Origin of the sequence: Microbacterium sp. NPDC097977 (assembly GCF_040302605.1) — a bacterium.
GTDB lineage: Bacteria > Actinomycetota > Actinomycetes > Actinomycetales > Microbacteriaceae > Microbacterium.
This window is the reverse complement of record NZ_JBEOUR010000003.1, coordinates 82,916-101,297: the sequence shown is the minus strand read 5'-3', so window position 1 is coordinate 101,297 and position 18,382 is coordinate 82,916. Positions and strand designations below refer to the sequence as shown.

General features: G+C 68.8%; 17 protein-coding genes and 1 tRNA gene. 5 read left to right on the top strand and 13 right to left on the bottom strand.

Annotation, left to right across the window (positions count from 1 at the left end; genetic code table 11):
• A partial coding sequence (locus tag ABTZ43_RS01710) for a glycerophosphodiester phosphodiesterase family protein (RefSeq protein WP_350537625.1) occupies window positions 1–726 on the top strand: 726 nt, incomplete at its 5' end.
• Between the two features lie 124 nt (window positions 727–850).
• Window positions 851–1,234, top strand: a complete 384-nt coding sequence (locus ABTZ43_RS01705; RefSeq protein ID WP_056417426.1) for an RNA polymerase-binding protein RbpA — start codon at window positions 851–853, stop codon at window positions 1,232–1,234.
• Here ABTZ43_RS01705 and lnt read toward each other — a convergent pair.
• Genes lnt through ABTZ43_RS01660 form a run of 9 tightly spaced genes read right to left on the bottom strand, consistent with a single transcriptional unit; the run spans window position 1,231 to window position 10,946 of the window.
• Window positions 1,231–2,754 carry an apolipoprotein N-acyltransferase gene (gene lnt, locus ABTZ43_RS01700; RefSeq protein WP_350537624.1) on the bottom strand — a complete coding sequence of 508 codons (1,524 nt, stop codon included), beginning with the start codon at window positions 2,752–2,754 and terminating at the stop codon, window positions 1,231–1,233. The two genes, ABTZ43_RS01705 and lnt, sit on opposite strands and share 4 nt — an antisense overlap.
• Before the next feature lie 11 nt (window positions 2,755–2,765).
• Window positions 2,766–5,243: a DEAD/DEAH box helicase gene (locus ABTZ43_RS01695; protein WP_350537623.1), complete on the bottom strand. Its 2,478-nt coding sequence runs from the start codon at window positions 5,241–5,243 to the stop codon at window positions 2,766–2,768.
• Complete coding sequence (gene tatC / locus ABTZ43_RS01690) at window positions 5,240–5,998, bottom strand: twin-arginine translocase subunit TatC (protein ID WP_045255621.1); 759 nt, start codon at window positions 5,996–5,998, stop codon at window positions 5,240–5,242. The genes ABTZ43_RS01695 and tatC overlap by 4 nt, the downstream gene beginning before the upstream one ends.
• Before the next feature lie 54 nt (window positions 5,999–6,052).
• Window positions 6,053–6,310, bottom strand: coding sequence for a Sec-independent protein translocase subunit TatA (gene tatA / locus ABTZ43_RS01685; RefSeq protein WP_045255139.1), 258 nt, complete (start codon window positions 6,308–6,310; stop codon window positions 6,053–6,055).
• Window positions 6,311–6,337: 27 nt separating this feature from the next.
• The gene (locus ABTZ43_RS01680) at window positions 6,338–7,327 is read right to left on the bottom strand and encodes a helix-turn-helix transcriptional regulator (RefSeq protein ID WP_149423062.1); all 990 of its coding nucleotides are present in this window, start codon (window positions 7,325–7,327) and stop codon (window positions 6,338–6,340) included.
• Window positions 7,324–8,319: a helix-turn-helix transcriptional regulator gene (locus ABTZ43_RS01675; RefSeq protein WP_056417413.1), complete on the bottom strand. Its 996-nt coding sequence runs from the start codon at window positions 8,317–8,319 to the stop codon at window positions 7,324–7,326. Before ABTZ43_RS01675 ends, ABTZ43_RS01680 begins: the two co-directional genes overlap by 4 nt.
• A complete protein-coding gene (locus ABTZ43_RS01670; protein ID WP_056419522.1) occupies window positions 8,319–9,236 on the bottom strand; it encodes a hypothetical protein in 918 nt (305 codons plus the stop codon). Before ABTZ43_RS01670 ends, ABTZ43_RS01675 begins: the two co-directional genes overlap by 1 nt.
• Before the next feature lie 10 nt (window positions 9,237–9,246).
• A complete protein-coding gene (locus ABTZ43_RS01665) occupies window positions 9,247–10,266 on the bottom strand; it encodes a tRNA (adenine-N1)-methyltransferase (protein WP_045255142.1) in 1,020 nt (339 codons plus the stop codon).
• Entirely contained in the window at window positions 10,263–10,946 is a 684-nt protein-coding gene (locus tag ABTZ43_RS01660; protein WP_350537622.1) for an HAD family hydrolase, read from the bottom strand. The genes ABTZ43_RS01665 and ABTZ43_RS01660 overlap by 4 nt, the downstream gene beginning before the upstream one ends.
• Window positions 10,947–11,037: 91 nt before the next feature.
• Between ABTZ43_RS01660 and ABTZ43_RS01655 the strand changes: the two genes are divergently transcribed.
• The gene (locus ABTZ43_RS01655) at window positions 11,038–11,886 is read left to right on the top strand and encodes a PAC2 family protein (RefSeq protein ID WP_056417406.1); all 849 of its coding nucleotides are present in this window, start codon (window positions 11,038–11,040) and stop codon (window positions 11,884–11,886) included.
• A 15-nt stretch (window positions 11,887–11,901) separates the two neighbouring features.
• On the opposite strand, the gene ABTZ43_RS01650 is transcribed toward ABTZ43_RS01655, so the two are convergent.
• A complete protein-coding gene (locus ABTZ43_RS01650) occupies window positions 11,902–12,726 on the bottom strand; it encodes an undecaprenyl-diphosphate phosphatase (protein ID WP_314094372.1) in 825 nt (274 codons plus the stop codon).
• 44 nt (window positions 12,727–12,770) lie between these two features.
• Window positions 12,771–14,066, bottom strand: a complete 1,296-nt coding sequence (locus ABTZ43_RS01645; protein WP_350537621.1) for a M20/M25/M40 family metallo-hydrolase — start codon at window positions 14,064–14,066, stop codon at window positions 12,771–12,773.
• Between the two features lie 112 nt (window positions 14,067–14,178).
• Between ABTZ43_RS01645 and ABTZ43_RS01640 the strand changes: the two genes are divergently transcribed.
• A tRNA-Leu gene (locus ABTZ43_RS01640) sits at window positions 14,179–14,261 on the top strand.
• A 140-nt stretch (window positions 14,262–14,401) separates the two neighbouring features.
• Here the strand turns inward: ABTZ43_RS01640 and ABTZ43_RS01635 are convergent.
• The gene (locus tag ABTZ43_RS01635) at window positions 14,402–15,499 is read right to left on the bottom strand and encodes a VIT1/CCC1 transporter family protein (RefSeq protein ID WP_350537620.1); all 1,098 of its coding nucleotides are present in this window, start codon (window positions 15,497–15,499) and stop codon (window positions 14,402–14,404) included.
• Window positions 15,500–15,652: 153 nt separating this feature from the next.
• A complete protein-coding gene (locus ABTZ43_RS01630; RefSeq protein WP_149423069.1) occupies window positions 15,653–17,395 on the bottom strand; it encodes a DEAD/DEAH box helicase in 1,743 nt (580 codons plus the stop codon).
• A 146-nt stretch (window positions 17,396–17,541) separates the two neighbouring features.
• Between ABTZ43_RS01630 and ABTZ43_RS01625 the strand changes: the two genes are divergently transcribed.
• Window positions 17,542–18,369, top strand: a complete 828-nt coding sequence (locus tag ABTZ43_RS01625) for an SGNH/GDSL hydrolase family protein (protein ID WP_056417394.1) — start codon at window positions 17,542–17,544, stop codon at window positions 18,367–18,369.
• The last annotated feature ends 13 nt before the right edge of the window (window positions 18,370–18,382 follow it).

Below are 18,382 nucleotides of genomic sequence, written 5' to 3'. Positions count from 1 at the left end.
CACCGCGGTCTGATCACCGCGGCGGGCGAGGACTCCGGTGTGTGGGACAACTCCGCGGCCGCCTTCGCCGCGGCACATGCCGCAGGGGCGGAGTACATCGAGACCGACTGTCAGGTCACCTCCGACGGCGATGTCGTGCTCTTCCACGATGCGACCCTGCTCCGACTCGCCGGCGATCCTCGTGCCGTGAGTGACGTGCGGACGCGGGAACTGGCGCGTATCCTCTCGGAGCATGGCGGGCTGCTCACCGTGGCGGACGCCCTCGATTCCTTCCCCACCACCCGTTTCAACATCGACGTCAAGACCGACGCCGCGGTGGTCGCTCTGGGGCCGACCCTGACGAACCACACGCACCGCGTGCTCGTGACGAGCTTCTCGGATGCGCGTCGACGAGCCACCGTCGCCGCTGTGCGTCGCGCAGGTGCCGCTCTGCGCCCCGCGACGTCCGCGGGCAGCGGCGTGATCGCCACGGTGCGGATGCTCTCGGCGCTCCGTCTCTCCCCCGCGCGGGTGCTTCGCGACATCGATGCCCTGCAGATCCCCGAACGCCACCGCGGTCTTCTCATCCTCACCCCCGCCCTGCTGCGTGCCGCGCGGCGGCACGGTGTCGAGGTCCACGTCTGGACGGTGAACGATCCGGCCGACATGCGACGGCTTCTCGACGCAGGGGTGGACGGCCTCGTCTCGGATCGCGCAGACGTCGCGCTCGACCTCATCGGCGGCTGAGCGCGCCACGCCGTGGCCCGCCTTCGGCGCTGGGACTCCGCTGTGAATAGCGCCGAGAACCCGCTCCTGTGGATGAAGCGCACAGGCTGGAGCGTTATACCTGACACGACGAGAGGACCACACAATGGCAGATCGCAGCCTACGCGGCATCCGACTCGGCGCCCAGAGCCTACAGAGCGAAGAGGGCGTCGTCTTCATGGAGCGCCGTGAAACCACCTACATCTGTGACACCTGCGCCCATGTCACGAACCTCATGTTCTCGGCGGACGCGGAGCCGCCGCAGACCTGGGAGTGCCGCGCCTGTGGAGCAGAGGCACGCCTGAGCATCGACGGCAAGGCCGTCACGCTCGACGCCACCGACGAGAAGGCCGCGCGTACGCACTGGGACATGCTGCTGGAGCGTCGCAGCCGGGCCGAGCTCGAGGAGCTCCTCGAGGAGCGCCTCGCCTTCATCCGCGCCCGCCGCGGCGCCGGAGAAGACCCGACCCGCGAGAAGATCGGCGCCTAGGGTCGCCGGGCGCGCAGCCACCCGAACAGCAGCGCGCCGATCCCGCCCCACAGCAGCAGCTGCTGGATCCACGGTCCCAGGACCACGCCAGCCGTCAGGCCGGAACGCAGCTCGACATCCTCGAGCAGCGCTCCGGCCTTTCCTGCATCCAGGCTCGACACCGTCGAGCCGTCCGGGCGGATCACCTGACTGGTGCCCACCGTCGAGATGTTCACGACGCTGCGCCCCGTCTCCATCGCACGCATGCGCGCGAACGCCAGCTGTTGCAGATTCTCATCCGTACCGCGGAAGTCCGCGTTGTTCGTCTGCAGGACAAGTACTTCGGCACCCTGCGCGAGGCCGTCGTAGATCACGTCGTCGTAGATGACGTCGAAGCAGATCGCGAGGCCGACGGCCACGCCGTCGACGTCGATCACCGGAGAGTTGGATCCTGGCGTGTAGTCCCGTTGGATGAGACCGATCAGATCGGGGGCGAGGGCGTTGAAGACCGGACGGTCCGGCACATACTCGCCGAAGGGCACCGGGTGGCGCTTGTCGTGGATCTGCTCGGCGGTGCCGTCCTGCTGCCACAGCATCGAGGTGTTGTAGTACAGGCCCTTCCGCTCGGTGGGGGCGTTGGCGAGCAACGGGGCGCCGATCCGTGTGGCGACGAGGGACATCCGCCGCGCGAGCGTGTCGGAGCGGAACGGATCGAGGTCCAGCGAACCCTCCGGCCAGACCAGGAGATCGACGTCCTCGCCGTACAGCGGTTCCGTCGCATCCGTCTGCGCCTGGACGATCGAGTACGGCTCGCGCTGATCGAAGTACCCGCTGGGCCCGTTCCCCTGCACGGCGGCAATGCGCATCGTCCCGCTGTCCGTGGTCGGGAAGAGCGGCGTGAGAAGCAGCACGACCGTGACAATCACCGGGGCGATGAGAGCGGTCGGGCGCTTCCACACCCGTAGGCGCACGGTCTCGATGAGCACCGCGACCAGGAACACCATCAGGAAGCTGAGACCGCTCACTCCGACCCACGATGTGACCGGCGCCAGCGGACTCTCGGCCTGACTCATCCCCAGACGCGCCCACGGGAACCCACCGTAGGGCCAGGTGCCGACGAACAGCTCACGACCGACCCACAGGGCCGCCACGACCGCGGGGAGCATCAGCAACCGCACCGCAGGGTGGGATGACACCCGCGGTATCCAGCGGTAGGCCAGCGTGATCAGGATGAGCGCCAGCGCGGTCAGCATCCCCTCGAGCACGCTCAGCGCACCCCACGGGATCGGACCGAGATAGCGCGAGGTCCATGACACGAGCAGGGCGAAGAAGAGGATGCCGTACACGGCGCCGACGAGCAGCGCTCCCCCGGCCCGACGACCGATGAGGGCGACGAGAAGCAGCGCCGTGGCGGGGAACGCGAGTGCCCACACCGCGACGTCCGGATAGGAGAGATCCATCAGGAGCGCTGCTGCCGCGGCCGCGGGAAGTGCGAGAGACAGGGGCAGCAGAGGGCGCTGTCGCGCGGGGAGATCGGTCATCTATCCAGTTCTCACATCGAGGAGTACGCGACGATGCCCCTGCGGACGCCGTCGAGCGCGGTTCGAGCGGTACGCGCCAACGTGCCGTCCTCAGCCACGATCGAGAGCTGGTCGAGCAGATCGATGGTCTGCTTGGCCCAGCGCACGAAGTCACCGGCGGCCATGTCCGCATCGACGAGGACGCGGTCGAGCATCCCGCCGCGGGCCCAGGAGTGCATCGCACCGGCGAGCCCGGCAGCAAGAGGCTCGGATCCCGGAAGGTGGTGGTCCTTCTCGAGGTCGTCGAGTTCCGCCCAGAGCGTGGTGGTCTTCTCGTAGGCGGTGCGGAAGGCCCCCCGGGGCAGGTCCCGCTCCCCCGCGTTCGCCTCGTCGCGCCGCGGCTCGTACACGAGACAGCAGGCCATGGCGGCGAGTGACGGCGCATCCAGCGTGTTCCACAGGCCCTGGCGGAGCGACTCCGCCACGAGCAGGTCGCGCTCCCCGTAGATGCGGCGCATCGTGCGTCCGGCATCCGTGAGCGTCGTCACGTCGTCCTCGTCGCGCTGGAGGTAGTCCAGGGTCTCGAGGACCTCGACGACGCGGTCGAAGACCCGCGCGACCGTCCCCGTCCTCGTCTCGATCTGGCGGCGCGTGCGATCGGTCTGCCGCTTGAGCTTCCAGTACCGTTCGGCCCAACGCGCGTGCGCTTCGCGATCGGGGCACCGGTGGCAGCCGTGGCGCTGCATCCTGTTCCGGAGGCTCTGGATCTGCTTCATGCGCTTGTCGCGCGATGCCCGCGGCGCATTCGCGTCCTGGCGGTTCTTCTTCTCGAGGTCGCTGAGCTCACGGCGGATCGACGCGTAGTCGAGGAAGTCGCCGTGGTCGCAGGCCATCGCCGCCCGGTATCCCTCGAGCGACTCCTCGGCCTCACGGACCTGTCGGGCGAGCCCGACCACCGCGCGATCGGCCTGGAACTGTGCGAACGAGGACTCCAGGATCTGGCGCGCGCGCACCTTGCCGAACAGGTCGATCAGGTTGACGGCCATGTTGTAGGTCGGTCGGAAGCTGGAGTTCAGCGGATACGTGCGGCGCGAGGCGAGCGCCGCGACCGCCTGCGGATCCATCCCCTCGGTCCACTGCACCACCGCATGACCTTCGACATCGATGCCGCGTCTGCCGGCGCGGCCGGTCAGCTGCGTGTACTCCCCCGAGGTGATGGCCACGCGCGCTTCGCCGTTGAACTTCTCCATCTTCTCGAGGACGACGGTGCGTGCCGGCATGTTGATGCCGAGCGCGAGGGTCTCCGTCGCGAAGACGACCTTCACGAGCTTGCGCTTGAAGAGGTCTTCGACGACCTCCTTGAAGGCGGGGAGCAGACCGGCATGATGCGAGGCGACGCCGCGTTCGAGGTTGTCCAGCCACTCCCAGTACCCGAGCACTCCGAGGTCCTCGTCCTGCAGTGACCGTGTGCGCTCTTCGACGATGGCACGGATCTCGACGCGCTCCTCAGCGGTCGTCAGGCGCACCCCCGATCGACGCACCTGCTGCACGGCCGCATCGCAGCCGACGCGGCTGAAGATGAAGAAGATCGCGGGGAGGAGGTTGGAGCGCTCGAGCAGACGGATGACGTCGGGTCGATCCATCCGCTCGATGCGTCGCACGTTCGCCGCACGCACGGGACGGCGCCCGCCGCGTGGAGGGCGCTGCGCCTGCCTACCCGCGTGCCGATTGCTGCGGTACGACTGCGCGTCGCGGTTGTTGTCGTAGTTCGAACCGGTGAACGAGCGGATGCGCATCAGCTCCTGGTTCACCTGCGCGGTGGCGATGCCCGCGCGGTCGTCGAACAGCGGCAGCAGGTCGTCGCGGACGAGGACGTGCTGCTCCAAGGGCACGGGGCGGATCTCGGAGACCACGACCTCGGTGTCGCCGCGCACGGTGTCGAGCCAGTCGCCGAACTCCTCGGCATTCGAGACGGTGGCACTCAGGGACACGAGGCGCACGTGCGCCGGAAGATGGATGATCACCTCTTCCCACACCGCCCCTCGGAACCGGTCGGCGAGGTAGTGGACTTCGTCCATGACGACGTAGCGCAGGTCGCGCAGCGCGGCGGAATCCGCGTAGATCATGTTGCGCAGCACCTCGGTCGTCATCACGACGATCCGCGCGTTGCCGTTGATGTTGGTGTCACCGGTGAGCAGACCGACGTCGTCGGCGCCGTACACCTCGACGAGCTCGCGGAACTTCTGATTCGAGAGCGCCTTCATCGGCGTCGTGTAGAACGCCTTGTCGCGCGGCGTCTGCATGGCGAGGTGGATCGCGAACTCGCCGACGATCGTCTTCCCGGCGCCCGTCGGCGCGGCGACGAGCACACTGCTGCCGTCTTCGAGCGCATGACAGCCCTCGATCTGGAACGGGTCGAGGTCGAACCGCTGCCGGGCGGCGAACGCCGCCGTCGCCGGGTGGCCGGATGCCTGCCGCGCGGCCGCGTATCGCTCCGACGGAGAGCTCATGCGGTCACTGGCGTGATGCCTGCGGCCTCATCGCGCTTGCGTTTGCGACGATCGAACAGCATCGAGATCAGCGTCGCGGCGAAGTAGAGCACGATCATCGACCCCATCAGCAGCAGCATCGAGAACACATCCGCGGGAGGCGTGGTCACCGCGGCGAACACCGTGCAGACCAGGATTGCGACACGCCAGCCCTTGAGGATGTCGCGGCCCGACACGATGCCCGCGAGGTTGAGCGCGACGAGGAACACGGGGAGGACGAATGCGATGCCGAGCACCAACAGGAACTTGAAGACGAAGTCGTAGTAGATCGCGTAGTCGAAGAACTGGGCCATGCCCTTCGGCACGAAGCCGGCCATGATCTCGATCACGTGCGGGAGCACGAAGAACGCGACCGTGCAGCCGCCGAAGAAGAGCGGGACGGCGGCGCCGAGAAAGCCCCAGGTGTACTGGGTCTCCTTCTTCGTGAGGCCGGGCATCACGAAGGCCCAGACCTGCCACAGCCAGACGGGCGCGGAGATCAGGAGACCGATCGCGAAGGCGATGCGCATGCGGAGGTCGAAGCCACTCGTCACGGTGGTGAAGTTCAGTCCCGTGTACTCCCGTCCCGCCTCGGCGGCGATGGTCCGGATGGGCACGGAGAGCAGCTCGATGATCGGCTCGGTCACGATGAAGGCGACGATCATGCCGACGACGAGCGCGCCGGCCGCGATGAACAGTCTCTTACGCAGTTCGACCAGATGCGCGCCGAGAGACATCCGCCTGTCGCGACCGGGGGCCTCCTGGTCGGCGGAATCGAGAGCGGACACGACCTATGCGGATCGAGGAGGCTGACCCGGATCGGTGTCGCGAGCCGTGACCGTGGTGTCTGCGACGGTGGCCGCAGGCGTCGGTGCGACCGGTTCCGCGGCGTCCGTCGCGTCCTCGTTCTTCATCGCCTTCATCTCGCCCTTGAACACCCGGGCGGACTGTCCGAGGCTCTTCGCCAGTGCCGGCAGCTTCGCAGCACCGAAGAGCAGCAGGATGACGGCGAGGATGATCAGCAGATGTGGCCAACCGAAAGCGCCCATGATTCTCCTTCGTCGTTTCGTGCCAGTCTAACCGGCGTTGTCGCCGTCCGGGTGGCGATACAGCGCGAGTCCCGCGTCCGCCCATTCCCGAGCGGCCGTGCGGGCGATCCCCGGGTCCACCACTTCGAGCGCCCCGCCGAACCTTGCGGCGAGTCTCTTGATCCCGCGGGGGTCGGCGAGGTGGAGCCGCGCGGTGACGATTCCGTCGCGGATCTCGACGTTGTCCGCCGTGAGGAAGTCACCCAGGAGCGGCGCGACGCGCTCGGGCACGCGCACGCGCACCTCGCCCTCGTCGTCGACGGCAGAGAACGCCTCGGGGACGTGCTCCCCCGCGTGAGTGATCGGGATCTCGGTGAGTCGCGCATCGCTCACGCGATCGAGATGGAAGGTGCGCATCGCCTCCCGGGTGTGGCACCACCCCTGGAGATACCACTGCGCGTTCGTGATGATCACCTGCACGGGGTCGACCGTGCGTGTCGTGGGCGCGGCATCCGGCGCCTGATAGGTGAAGGAGACGGCGACGCCCTTCTGGACGCCTCGGGAGACCACCTGACGGACCTCGTCGACCGCGCTGGGCGCGACCACGACCTCGGCAGGCGCGTCGGCCGCACCACGGGACAGCTTCGAGATGAGCCCGGAGACCAGGCCGGAGTCGGACACGGCGGGCACGGCGGCGACCATCTGCAGTCCGGCGAGGAGAGCGGCGGCCTCGCGAGCGGTGAACCGCGGAACGCGGCGGAGGGCGACGTCGTTCGTGATCTCGATGACGTCCTCCTCGTCCAGGAGGTCCCAATTGATGTCGAACATCTCCTGCGGCTGCTGCCAGAAACCCGAATCGCCGGGCAGCCCGATCACGGTCAGCTTCTCGACCATCTGGCGCATCTCGGCGGGCGTCACGCCGAACTCCTCGGCGGCCTCGGCGAGGGACACCTGTCCGTGCTCGAGCAGGTACGGGACGAGAGTCAGGTAGAGCCGGACCCTGTCGGAGGCGAGCAGCGGCTTCGGCTGTGCGCTCATCGCGTCGCTCCGATCTCCGCGTTCGTGTCGACCACGGCACGCAGCCGGTGGACGACGGCGTCCCTGAGGGCGGCAGGCTCGACCACGCGCACCTCGGGGCCGTACGACGCGATCTCGTCGGCGAGGATGTGCAGGTCGACGAACGGCACGAGGATCCCCTGCGTGGGGGCGGGCCGGGCCCGGCGTCCGAGACGCAGGGACGCCTCGGTTCCCGGTGTGACCTCGAGCAGCGCGGAGTTCTGCGCGGCGACGTCCTGGAGTCCCCGCAGGGCCCGCTCCCCCGCGCCTTCGCGGAGTGCCGCATCGAAGGTCGTGGCGGTGATCCTCACGTCTCCGACGATCCTGCTCAGCAGGAACATCCGGTCCTCCTCGATGTCGACATCGACGCCGAACACGTGCCAGCGCGCCTCGTAGTCGACGAGGGCGAGCGGACGGATGCTGCGTCGGCGCGACGCATCCTCACCGGGCTTCAGGTAGTCGAACGTCACGACGCGGCTCTTCTCGATCGCGTCCTGCAACGGGGCGAACGCGGCATCCCGGGCGGTGATGCGCGGCGCGAAACCGATGATCGGCTCATCGCCGTCGATGCCGAGCGCCCGGATCTTGCGGACGCCGGCCTTCGCATCGCCCGACGCCGACTCCGCACTCCACACACTGCCGGCGAGCTGCAGCACGGCGAGCTCGGCCGGTGTGAACTCGATGTCGCCGGGCAGATCGTATTCCGCCTGCGGAATGCGGTAGCGGGCTTCACGGAGATCGTGGGGATCGGCCTGGTCGCCGATCGTCTCGACGGGCACGCCGAGCGTCCGGAGCTCGTCCTTGTCCCGTTCGAACATCTTCTCGAGCGCATCGGCGCGCACGCCCGCATGGGCGCGCTGTCGATACCCCGAGACGTTGTCGAGGATCTGCTGCTTGGTGAGCCCGATCTCCGTGGCCATGAGCGCCACGACGAGGTTCGTCAGGCGCTCCTCCGCGGGGATACGGGCAGCCATCACGGAGCCGGGACGGGGACGATACCGAGGATGTCTACGACGATGGCGGTGGCGGGGTTGCCGTCGGCGGCGGGCGCGACGACCAGCACCTGCGATCCGACCGTCGCACCGACGAGCTCCTTGGCGGCGAGACCGATGTTCGGCTCGGCCCCCCAGGTGGTGGTGGAGACGGTCTTGTCGTCCCAGCCCACGGCCATGATGTTCGTCACGATCGTCGAGCCCTTCTCGACCTTCTCGCCGTCGCCCTTGATGAGCGTCTGCTTCTGGGCGGACGTCGGTGCGGCGCTGTCCGGGATGATCACGCCGGGGGTGCCGTCGGGTGCACGCACCACCGTCGGCATGCCACGGGCGTCGTTGAACTGCGATGCACCCTCGGCGCGGGCCCGGTACACATCGAGGACGTCGATGACCGCGACGACGTTCTCGTCGTCGGCGAGCCCGAAGGCCTCGACGTTGTTCGGGCCGAAGTCCTCGGGGGTCAGCGTCGCCACGACGCGGCTGCCGCCGGTCGCGCACTCCAGGACCGCTTCGAGTCCCGGGGAGCGCTCGGCCCAGTACGAGATGCTGTGCACGCGGCTGGCGTCGCCGTTGTACTCGGACGCGTAGATCTGCTTCCCGTCCTCGCCACCGTAGAACGAGATGTCGAGCACCATCGGCTGCGACGTCGAGGTGAGCACACGCCCGTCGCCCGTCACCACATCGGCGAATCCGGACTCTTTCGCCTTCACCGGCGCGAAGACCTTGACGTCGGGTGCGTCGCCGATGTCGCCCTCGACCGTGACCGAATCCGCGACGGACGCGGTCGATGCCGCGTCGCGATCGCAGGTCGCGCCGGCGAAGGACGGCGCCGCAGCGCATCCGGAGAGAGCGAGGACGGCGAGGCTGAGTGTGGCCAGAACGGCGGACGTTTTACGCACGCGCTCCACTCTATTCCGTCGGGGGCTCGACGTCGCGCGAACCGGAGGCGAGGCGCGCACCTTGCGCGGCCTTGGCGGCTTCGCGGGCTCGCTTGCGGAGATTCTTGTCGTTGATCTCGCGATCGCCGACGGCCCCGGGGGTCCACTGCTCGACATCCGCATCGCCGTAGCTGCTCTTCGAGGCTCGACGCTTGACCTGAGGCGCCACGGCTCCGGGAGCGAGGCGGCGCGCGGTGATGAGGAAGCCGGTGTGCGCGACCATCCGGTGATCGGGCCGGACCGCGAGCCCTTCGACGTGCCAGCCGCGCACCATCGTCTCCGATGCCTCAGGCTCGGTGAACAGTCCGGTGCTGCGGACGTACTCCGCGACGCGCGAGAGCTGCGTGGCGGTCGCGACGTAGCAGAGCACGACCCCGCCAGGGGTGAGCGCGTCGGCGACGACGTCCATGCACTCCCACGGGGCGAGCATGTCGAGCACCACGCGATCGACCGTGCCGTCGGCGAACTGATCGGGAAGGGCCTCCCCCAGGTCTCCGACCACGACGTCCCAGGTGTCGGGTCGCTCACCGAAGAAGGTCTCGACGTTGCTGCGGGCCACGTCGGCGAAGTCCTCGCGTCGCTCGAAGGACACGAGACGCCCCGCGGGTCCGATCGCCCGCAGCAGCGACAGCGACAGCGCACCGGAACCCACGCCGGCCTCGACCACGACGGCACCGGGGAAGATGTCCGCCTGCATCACGATCTGCGCGGCGTCCTTCGGGTAGACGATGGCCGCGCCCCGGGGCATCGACATCGCGAAGTCCCGCAGCAGGGGACGAAGCGCGAGGTAGTCGTGACCGGAGCTGTTCACGACGACGGATCCGTCGGGCAGGCCGATCAGGTCGCGGTGGCGCAGCACGCCCTGGTGGGTGTGCAGCTCGCCGTCCTCCCGGAGCGTGACGGTGTTCAGTCGGCCCTTCGGGCCGGTCAGCTGCACGCGATCGCCTTCGCGGAAGGGACCGCTCGGTCGCTGTGGGCCGGTGGGGGTCATCGGGGGGCTCCCGTCATCGTGGATCTGCGGTCGAACAGGTCGACCAGGTCTGCGGCACCCCTGCCTTCGAGGGTGGGCCAGAGCTCGTGAGCGCCGACGCCCTCGAGCGGGACGATGTGCGGCACGCCGAGGGCGACCGCACCGGAGGCGATACCCGCCCGCAGTCCCGTCGGCGAATCCTCGATGACGACCGCGTCCGCGATGTCGATGTCGAGCAGAGCAGCGGCATGCAGGTAGGGCTCGGGGTGCGGCTTGGGATTGTCGACGTCGTCGCCCGCGACCACGATGTCGAACGCATCGAACTCGATCAGATCGACGACGCTGAGGGCCATGCGACGCAGAGACATCGTGACGAGTCCGGTAGGGATTCCCACGGATCTGAGGTCCTTCAGCAGCTCGCGGGCGCCGGGTCGGAACGGCACTCCCTGGGTGCGCAGCGAGTGCTGCACTCTGTCGGTCAGGAGCGACACGATCGCCTCGGCATCCATGTCGACGCCCGCGTTCTGCAGGATGATCGCGCTGTCGATCAGGCCGTTGCCGACCAACTGCAGCGCGTCCTCATGGCTCCAGGTGCCGCCGAAGGACTCGACCAGCGAGGTCTCCGCCGCCATCCAGTACGGTTCGGTGTCGACGAGGGTTCCGTCCATGTCCCAGAGGATCGCGCGGGGCTGTCTGCTCACCGAACCATGTTACCCGCGGCTCCGCCCGCTCCCCGCGCGCTCGGACTAGCCTGGAGGGATGACGAATCCGGATTCGCGAAGGGAGCCCACGATGGATGTCCTCGGTTCACGCATCGTCATCGTCGCCTTCGACGGGTGGAACGATGCCGGAGAAGCGGCCAGCGGTGCGATCGCCACTCTGCGCGAGTCCACCGACTACGACCTCGTGCACTCCATCGACCCCGAGCTGTACTTCGACTACCAGTACACGCGCCCGTCGACGAAGATGGACGCCGAAGGACACCGCCGGCTCACCTGGCCCGAGGCCGGACTCTGGCGTCCGCGCAATCCCGGTCCCGGTCCGGAGTTCTGGGTGCTCACCGGTGTGGAGCCGGCGCGGACCTGGCAGTCCTTCGCCGCGGAGTTCATCGACGTGGCCCTGCGCGACGACATCACGGGATTCGTCACGCTGGGCGCCATGCTGTCGGACGTGCCTCACACCCGGCCCATATCGATCTTCGCGTCGAGTCAGAACGAGCAGGTGCGTGAGGCGCACGGTCTCGAGCGCTCGTTGTACGAGGGCCCGGTCGGCATCCTCAGCGTGTTCGAGCACTTCGCCGAGAGCGCCGGCATCCCCACGGCGAGCCTGTGGGCGAGCGTTCCGCACTACGTGGCATCGGCCACGCCCTCCCCGAAGGTCACTCTCGCGCTGCTCGACCGCCTCGAGGAACTGACCGGGGTCGACGTGCCGCGGGATCATCTCCGCACCGAGGCAGCGACGTGGGAGGCGTCGATCGACGCCGCCGCCGCCGACGACGAGGACATGACCGAGTACATCCGCCAGCTCGAGCGCACCAGAGACACGTGGGACTCCCCCGATGCCTCCGGTGACGCGATCGCCCAGGCGTTCGAGCGGTACCTCAAGCGCCGCGGCGACGGTCCCGGCGATCACAAGCGCTGATCGCCGGGAGCGCGTTCACGCCGCGATGACGCCCGTGCCGAGCAGGACCAGCAGCACCGTTCCCAGCAGGATGCGGTAGATCACGAACGGCAGGAAGCTGCGCTTCGAGATGTAGTTCATGAAGAACGCGATGACCCCGAGGGCCACGACGAAGGCGATGCCGGTCGCGGCGAGGGTGTCGCCGAACGAGAAGAACGAGGGCTCGTCCCAGCTCTTGAACACCTGATAGAAGCCGCTGCCGAAGACGGCGGGGATCGCGAGCAGGAATGCGTAACGGGCGGCCGCAGCGCGCTCGTAGCCGAGGAACAGCCCCATCGTGATGGTCCCGCCCGAGCGGGAGACGCCCGGGATCAGCGCGAGCGCCTGGGCGAACCCGTAGGCGATGCCGTGCGGGTAGGTCAGCTGGTCGAGCGTGCGGCGCTTGGCGCCGACGTGGTCGGCGATCCCCAGCAGGACTCCGAAGACGATCAGCATGATCGCCACGATCCACAGCGAGCGGAGGACCGTCTCGATCTGATCCTGGAAGAGCAGGCCGAGAAGAACGATCGGGATGCTGCCGATGATGATCATCCACCCCATCCGCGCATCGGGATCGCTGCGCGGCACCCGCCCGGTGAGAGAGCGGAACCACTGCGCGATGATCCGCACGATGTCTCGCCAGAAGAAGACCACGACGGCCGCCTCGGTGCCGATCTGAGTGATCGCGGTGAAGGCCGCGCCGGGGTCCTCGCCCGAGGGCAGGAAGGTGCCGAGGATGCGCAGGTGGGCGCTGGAGGAGATCGGCAGGAACTCGGTGAGTCCCTGGACGATGCCGAGGATGAGCGCTTCGAACAGGTGCATGGAGGAGCTTTCTGAATCGTGGTGCGCGGGCGACGAGCGGACGCTCAGTACGTGCGCAGCAGATCGGCCAGCACCCGCTGACCGAAGACAAGCGATTCTACGGGTACGCGCTCGTCGACTCCGTGGAACATGCCCGTGAAGTCGAGGTCTGCCGGCAGTCGCAGGGGCGCGAAGCCGTATCCGGTGATGTCGAGTGACGCGAGAGCCTTGTTGTCGGTGCCCGCACCGAGCAGGTACGGGATCACCGGCACCCCGGGATCGCTGCGCCCGAGGGCTGCCACCATCGCCTCGACGAGATCGCCGGCGAAGGGCGTCTCCATGCCGATGTCGCGCACGACGGTCTGGATCTCGATGTCCTCGCCGACGATCTGCTGCAGCTCGGCGAGGACGTCGTCCTCCGTGCCGGGGATCACTCGCACGTCGACCAGCGCCTCGGCGGTCTCCGGGATGACGTTGTGCTTGTACCCCGCCGACAGGACGGTGGGGTTGGTCGTGGTGCGGAAGGACGAACGCAGGAAGGCCTCGGCGGGGCCGGCCGCTGCCGCCAGCGCGTCGGGGTCGTCGACCGGACGACCGGTGAGATCGCTGAGCCCCGTGAGAAGCGCCTCGGTGGTCGGTGTGAGCCTCAGCGGCCACCGGGTGCGGCCGATGGCCGCCACCGCCTCGGACAACCGGGTGATGGCATTGTCGTCATGCAGGCGGCTGCCGTGTCCGGCGCGGCCCTTCGCGACCAGGCGGATCCAGATCAGCGCCTTCTCGCCCACCTGCAGCAGGTAGGCGCGTCTGTCGTCCACGGTGATCGAGTATCCGCCGACCTCGCTGATCGCCTCGGTCGCGCCCGCGAACCAGTCCGGACGGTTCTGCACGACGAGCGCAGAGCCCTCGACACCGCCGTTCTCCTCGTCTGCGAAGAAGGCCAGCACCAGGTCGCGCTCCGGCTGTTCGCCCGCACGCAGGATGTCGGCGACGGCCGTGAGGATCATGGCGTTCATGTTCTTCATGTCCACGGCGCCGCGGCCCCACAGCATCCCGTCCTTCACGATGCCCGCGAACGGGTCGACGCTCCAGTCCTCCGCGATCGCCGGCACGACGTCGAGATGCCCGTGCACCACCAGGGCCGGTCTGCTGCGGTCGCGGCCGGCGACGCGGGCCATCACGTTCGTGCGCCGCGGGATCGGCTCGTAGTAATCGACCTCCAGTCCGAGGGACTGCAGGTAGGCGCCGACGTACTCGGCCGCCTCGCGTTCGCCGTTCGCGGTGCCACCGCCGAAATTCGAGGTGTCGAAGCGGATCAGGTCGCTCGCGATGCGGACGACCTCGGGCAGGGACGGATCGGTCATGAGCCCAGGCTATCGAAGCACCGTGGCGCGCCCGGGCGTCGGCGTCGGTTTCTGACAGCCTCCGAGCTCGTGCTAATGTAAATCTTCGTTCGGCAACGGACATCCAACACCTGCGCGGGTGGCGGAATGGTAGACGCGCTACGTTGAGGTCGTAGTGCCCGTAAGGGCGTGGGGGTTCAAGTCCCCCTCCGCGCACAGTGATGAAGAAGGCTCCCGAGAGGGGGCCTTCTTCTGTTTGCGGGTCCTCTGTCTCCGGGCCCTCTGTCGGCGGGTTGTGCCGAGAGCGGTGACCGCGACTCGATGAGGCCGCGGTCACCGCTCTCGGCATCCGCCGCTCAGACCGCGCCCACCCCGAAGAGCAGGCCGAGCAGATACGTGATCGTGGCGGCACCGAATCCGATCGCCAGCTGGCGCAGTGCCCGACGCAGGGGCGGCCCCCCGGACAGGATGCCGACCATGGCGCCGGTCGACAGCAGGGCGATGCCGACGAGGACGAGGGCGACGATCACGGCAGTCGCTCCCTGGAGCCCGAAGATCCAGGGCAGCACCGGGATGATCGCGCCGGAGGAGAACAGCAGGAAGCTCGAGATGGCGGCCGTCCAGTCGCTCCCGACGATGTCGGTGTCGTCGCCAGGGTGCACCCGCACCGGCCCGGTGGCCGTGCGACGAACGCCCTCCTGCGCGGCCTGGACGATGCGGCGGGCCCGCGCGAGCGCCTCATCCTGACCGATGCCCCTCGCACGGTAGACGAGAGCGAGCTCGTTCTCGTCGATGTCGAGGTCGCCGGCGGAGTCCGCGGCGTCATCGTTGGCCTCCGTCGCCGCGAGAAGCTCGCGCTGAGACCGCACCGAGACGAACTCCCCGGCACCCATCGACAGCGCGCCGGCGAGGAGACCCGCCACGCCGCTGAACAGCACGAAACTCGAGCTCACCCCGGTCGCGCCGATGCCGAGCACGAGAGCGAGGTTGCTGACGAGACCGTCGTTCGCGCCGAACACCGCGGCGCGGAACGAGCCCGAGAGTCGACGCCGTCCCCGCGCGGCGAGCCCACGGACCACCTCGTAGTGGACCTTCTCGTCGGCGCGCATCGCCGGAGTCGCGTACTGCTCCTCGTCGTAGGGCGAGCGCGCCTCCGCGCTCTGCGCGAGAGCGAGGACGAAGATCGACCCGAAGCGTCCGGCCATCCATCCGAGAAGCTGCGACCGCGCGCCCGCTCGCGGCAGTCGTCTCGGCTCGTCACCGAGCAGATCGAGCCAGTGCTGCTCATGCCGGCGCTCGGCCTCTGCGAGGCTGAGCAGGATCTGCTGCTCCTCTCCGGTGCGGCGAGCGGCCAGTCGTCGATACACGTGGCCCTCGGCGCGCTCCTCGACGAGGTAGCGCGCCCAACGGCGTCGGTCGGCGGCGGTCGGTTCCGCGGCAGCGGGTGCTGTCATGGGTGCTCCTGAGATCATCGGGCGCGCGGTCGTGGCGCCCGTTCCACGCTAGCCGCGCGCACCGCGCGGACCCGCGCTGTGAGCGGGATTGCCAGCATTTCGGGGATCCGAACACGACGCGGTCCTCCCCGCGGCGTGCCCCGTCTGCCCGACTCAGGAACGGACGCGCTTGCGGAGCACGTCGATGCGCGACTGGAGCTGCGTCACGGTCGCCTGCGCCACGGCAGGTCCCCCGCAGATGCGGCGCAGCTCCGCATGGACCGCGCCGTGAGGCTCGCCCTTCTGCCGGGCGTACAGCCCGACGAGGCTGTTGAGCAGCTGCCGCTGCTCCTTGAGCGTGCGGTGCAGGGGCGCGGGAAGGGTCGAGGTCTCGGTCGGGGCGGCCGAGGCCTCGCGTGCCTCACGCAGACGGGACTGGCGGGACTGGCGCTGCATCAGCAGCTCGTGCACATGCTCCGGTTCGAGCAGTCCGGGGAATCCGATGAACTCCTCCTCCTCGGGCGTGCCGGGCTCTGCCAGCTGGCCGAACTCCTGACCCTCGAAGACCACGCGATCGAAGTGCGCGACGGAGGAGAGCGCCTGATAGCTGAACTCCTGGGTCAGCGCGTCCGAGGTCTCCTCCTCGCGATTCGCACTCTCCAGCAGCGAGTCGTCGAGCCCGTCGTCGTCCGCGGACTGGCGGTCGAGAGCGTGATCGCGCTGTTTGTCCATCTCGTTCGCGAGCCCCATGAGCACGGGAACCTGCGGCAGGAAGACGCTGGCAGCCTCACCGCGCCGCCGCGCGCGGACGAAGCGGCCGATGGCCTGCGCGAAGAACAGCGGCGTCGACGACGAGGTCGCATAGACGCCGACCGCGAGACGAGGCACGTCGACGCCCTCGGACACCATGCGCACGGCGACCATCCAGCGCTGGTCCCCCGCGCTGAACTTCTCGATCCGCTCGGATGCGGTGGCGTCGTCGGAGAGCACGATCGTCGGCTGCTGTCCGGTGATGCTGTGCAGGATCTTGGCGTACGCACGAGCCACCGTCTGATCGGTGGCGAGCACCAGCCCGCCCGCATCGGGCACATGGTGGCGGATCTCGGTCAGGCGGCGATCCGCGGCCGACAGCACCGCCGGCATCCACTCTCCTTCGGGGTCGAGCGCGGTCCGCCAGGCCTGGGAGGTGACGTCCTTGGTGTTGTCCTGCCCGAGATGGGTCTCGAGCTCGTCTCCGGTGCTGGTGCGCCACCGCATCTTGCCCGCGTACATGTGGAACAGCACCGGTCGCACGACGCCATCGGCCAGGGCGCGGCCGTAGCCGTAGTTGTAGTCGGTGCGGGAGATCCGGGCACCGGATTCGTCGGGGTGGTACTCGACGAAGGGGATCGGGGCGGTGTCGCTGCGGAACGGCGTGCCCGAGAGGAGCAGTCGCCGCGTGGCGGGCCCGTAGGCGTCGCGGATCGCATCGCCCCAGCTCAGAGCGTCGCCGCCGTGGTGCACCTCGTCGAGGACGACGAGGGTCTTGGCGTCTTCGGTGAGATGGCGATGCACCGAGGGCTTCGCCGCCACCTGCGCATAGGTGACGACCGCGCCGTGATAGTGCCGGGCCGGAGCCCAGTGGCTGTTGCGGAAACGCGGGTCGAGTCTGATGTGGACGCGAGCCGCCGCGTCGGCCCATTGCGTCTTCAGGTGCTCGGTGGGTGCCACGACGATGATGCGGTTGACCTCGCCCATGCGCATGAGCTCGACCGCGAGCGTCAGCGCGAAGGTCGTCTTTCCTGCACCGGGCGTCGCGGCCACGAGGAAGTCCCGCTGGTCGTCGTGGAAGTACTGCTCGAGGGCCTCCTGCTGCCAGGCGCGCAGCTTGTTGGCGGTACCCCACGGAGCACGCTGGGGAAAGGACGGAGAGAGCATCGAGTCAACGATAATCGCTCCCGCCGACACTGCGGCGACAGCGCCGCCGAGACGCGTGCCTCCGGATCAGCGGGGCGTGAGCGGAGTAGGCTCGGTCACTGCGCGAGGGCCACCGCCGTCGCCGCCCGTCCATGAAGGAGAGCCGGATGACCGACCAGGAGCCGATGAGCACCTCGCATGTCGACAACCCCTCGCCCCATCCGTGGCGTCGCTTCGTCGCCGTCGGCGACTCGTTCACCGAGGGCATCGGCGACCCGTACCCCGACGTGCCGGGGATGCATCGGGGATGGGCCGATCGGGTCGCCGAGGTGCTGACCACCGACGTCGACGACTTCGCGTACGCGAACCTCGCGGTGCGCGGCAAGCTGATCGCGCAGATCGTCGCCGACCAGATCGAGCCGGCGATCGCGCTGCATCCCGACCTCATCTCGATCTGCGCCGGCGGCAACGACGTCATCCGCCCCGGCACGGACCCCGACGCGATCGCCCAGCAGCTCGACGACGCCGTCGCGCGTCTGACCTCCACCGGCGCGACGGTGATCGTCTTCACGGGCGTCGACACGGCCTTCAGCCCCGTGCTCCGTCCGTTCCGCGGAAAGGTCGCGATCTACAACGAGAACGTTCGCGCGATCGCCGACCGGTACGACTGCGTCGTCGCAGACCAGTGGGCGCTCAAGGTCGTGCAGGATGCGCGGTTCTTCGACCCCGATCGTCTCCATTTCAACGCGCTCGGCCACCACGAGGTCGCGCGCATGGTGCTGCGTGCGCTCAACGTCCCGAACTCCCTCGAGTCGCTGCAGCCCGAGACCCTGGCCCTTCGCACCTGGCGCGAGGCCAGGTCGGAAGACCTGGGATGGGCGCGTGAGCATCTCGTGCCGTGGGTGCTGCGCCGGCTGCGCCACCAGTCGTCGGGCGACCACATCGTGGCCAAGCGGCCCGACCCCTCGCCGATGTTCCGGCCGGGCACCGACTGACGCTCAGGGTCGA

Excerpts from the sequence above, each read along its gene's own strand:
- ABTZ43_RS01705 (WP_056417426.1), top strand. The coding sequence starts at position 851 with ATGGCAGATCGCAGCCTACGCGGCATCCGACTCGGCGCCCAGAGCCTA.
- lnt (WP_350537624.1), bottom strand. The coding sequence starts at position 2,754 with ATGACCGATCTCCCCGCGCGACAGCGCCCTCTGCTGCCCCTGTCTCTC.
- ABTZ43_RS01695 (WP_350537623.1), bottom strand. The coding sequence starts at position 5,243 with ATGAGCTCTCCGTCGGAGCGATACGCGGCCGCGCGGCAGGCATCCGGC.
- tatC (WP_045255621.1), bottom strand. The coding sequence starts at position 5,998 with ATGTCTCTCGGCGCGCATCTGGTCGAACTGCGTAAGAGACTGTTCATC.
- tatA (WP_045255139.1), bottom strand. The coding sequence starts at position 6,310 with ATGGGCGCTTTCGGTTGGCCACATCTGCTGATCATCCTCGCCGTCATC.
- ABTZ43_RS01680 (WP_149423062.1), bottom strand. The coding sequence starts at position 7,327 with ATGAGCGCACAGCCGAAGCCGCTGCTCGCCTCCGACAGGGTCCGGCTC.
- ABTZ43_RS01675 (WP_056417413.1), bottom strand. The coding sequence starts at position 8,319 with ATGGCTGCCCGTATCCCCGCGGAGGAGCGCCTGACGAACCTCGTCGTG.
- ABTZ43_RS01665 (WP_045255142.1), bottom strand. The coding sequence starts at position 10,266 with ATGACCCCCACCGGCCCACAGCGACCGAGCGGTCCCTTCCGCGAAGGC.
- ABTZ43_RS01655 (WP_056417406.1), top strand. The coding sequence starts at position 11,038 with ATGGATGTCCTCGGTTCACGCATCGTCATCGTCGCCTTCGACGGGTGG.
- ABTZ43_RS01650 (WP_314094372.1), bottom strand. The coding sequence starts at position 12,726 with ATGCACCTGTTCGAAGCGCTCATCCTCGGCATCGTCCAGGGACTCACC.
- ABTZ43_RS01645 (WP_350537621.1), bottom strand. The coding sequence starts at position 14,066 with ATGACCGATCCGTCCCTGCCCGAGGTCGTCCGCATCGCGAGCGACCTG.
- ABTZ43_RS01635 (WP_350537620.1), bottom strand. The coding sequence starts at position 15,499 with ATGACAGCACCCGCTGCCGCGGAACCGACCGCCGCCGACCGACGCCGT.
- ABTZ43_RS01630 (WP_149423069.1), bottom strand. The coding sequence starts at position 17,395 with ATGCTCTCTCCGTCCTTTCCCCAGCGTGCTCCGTGGGGTACCGCCAAC.
- ABTZ43_RS01625 (WP_056417394.1), top strand. The coding sequence starts at position 17,542 with ATGACCGACCAGGAGCCGATGAGCACCTCGCATGTCGACAACCCCTCG.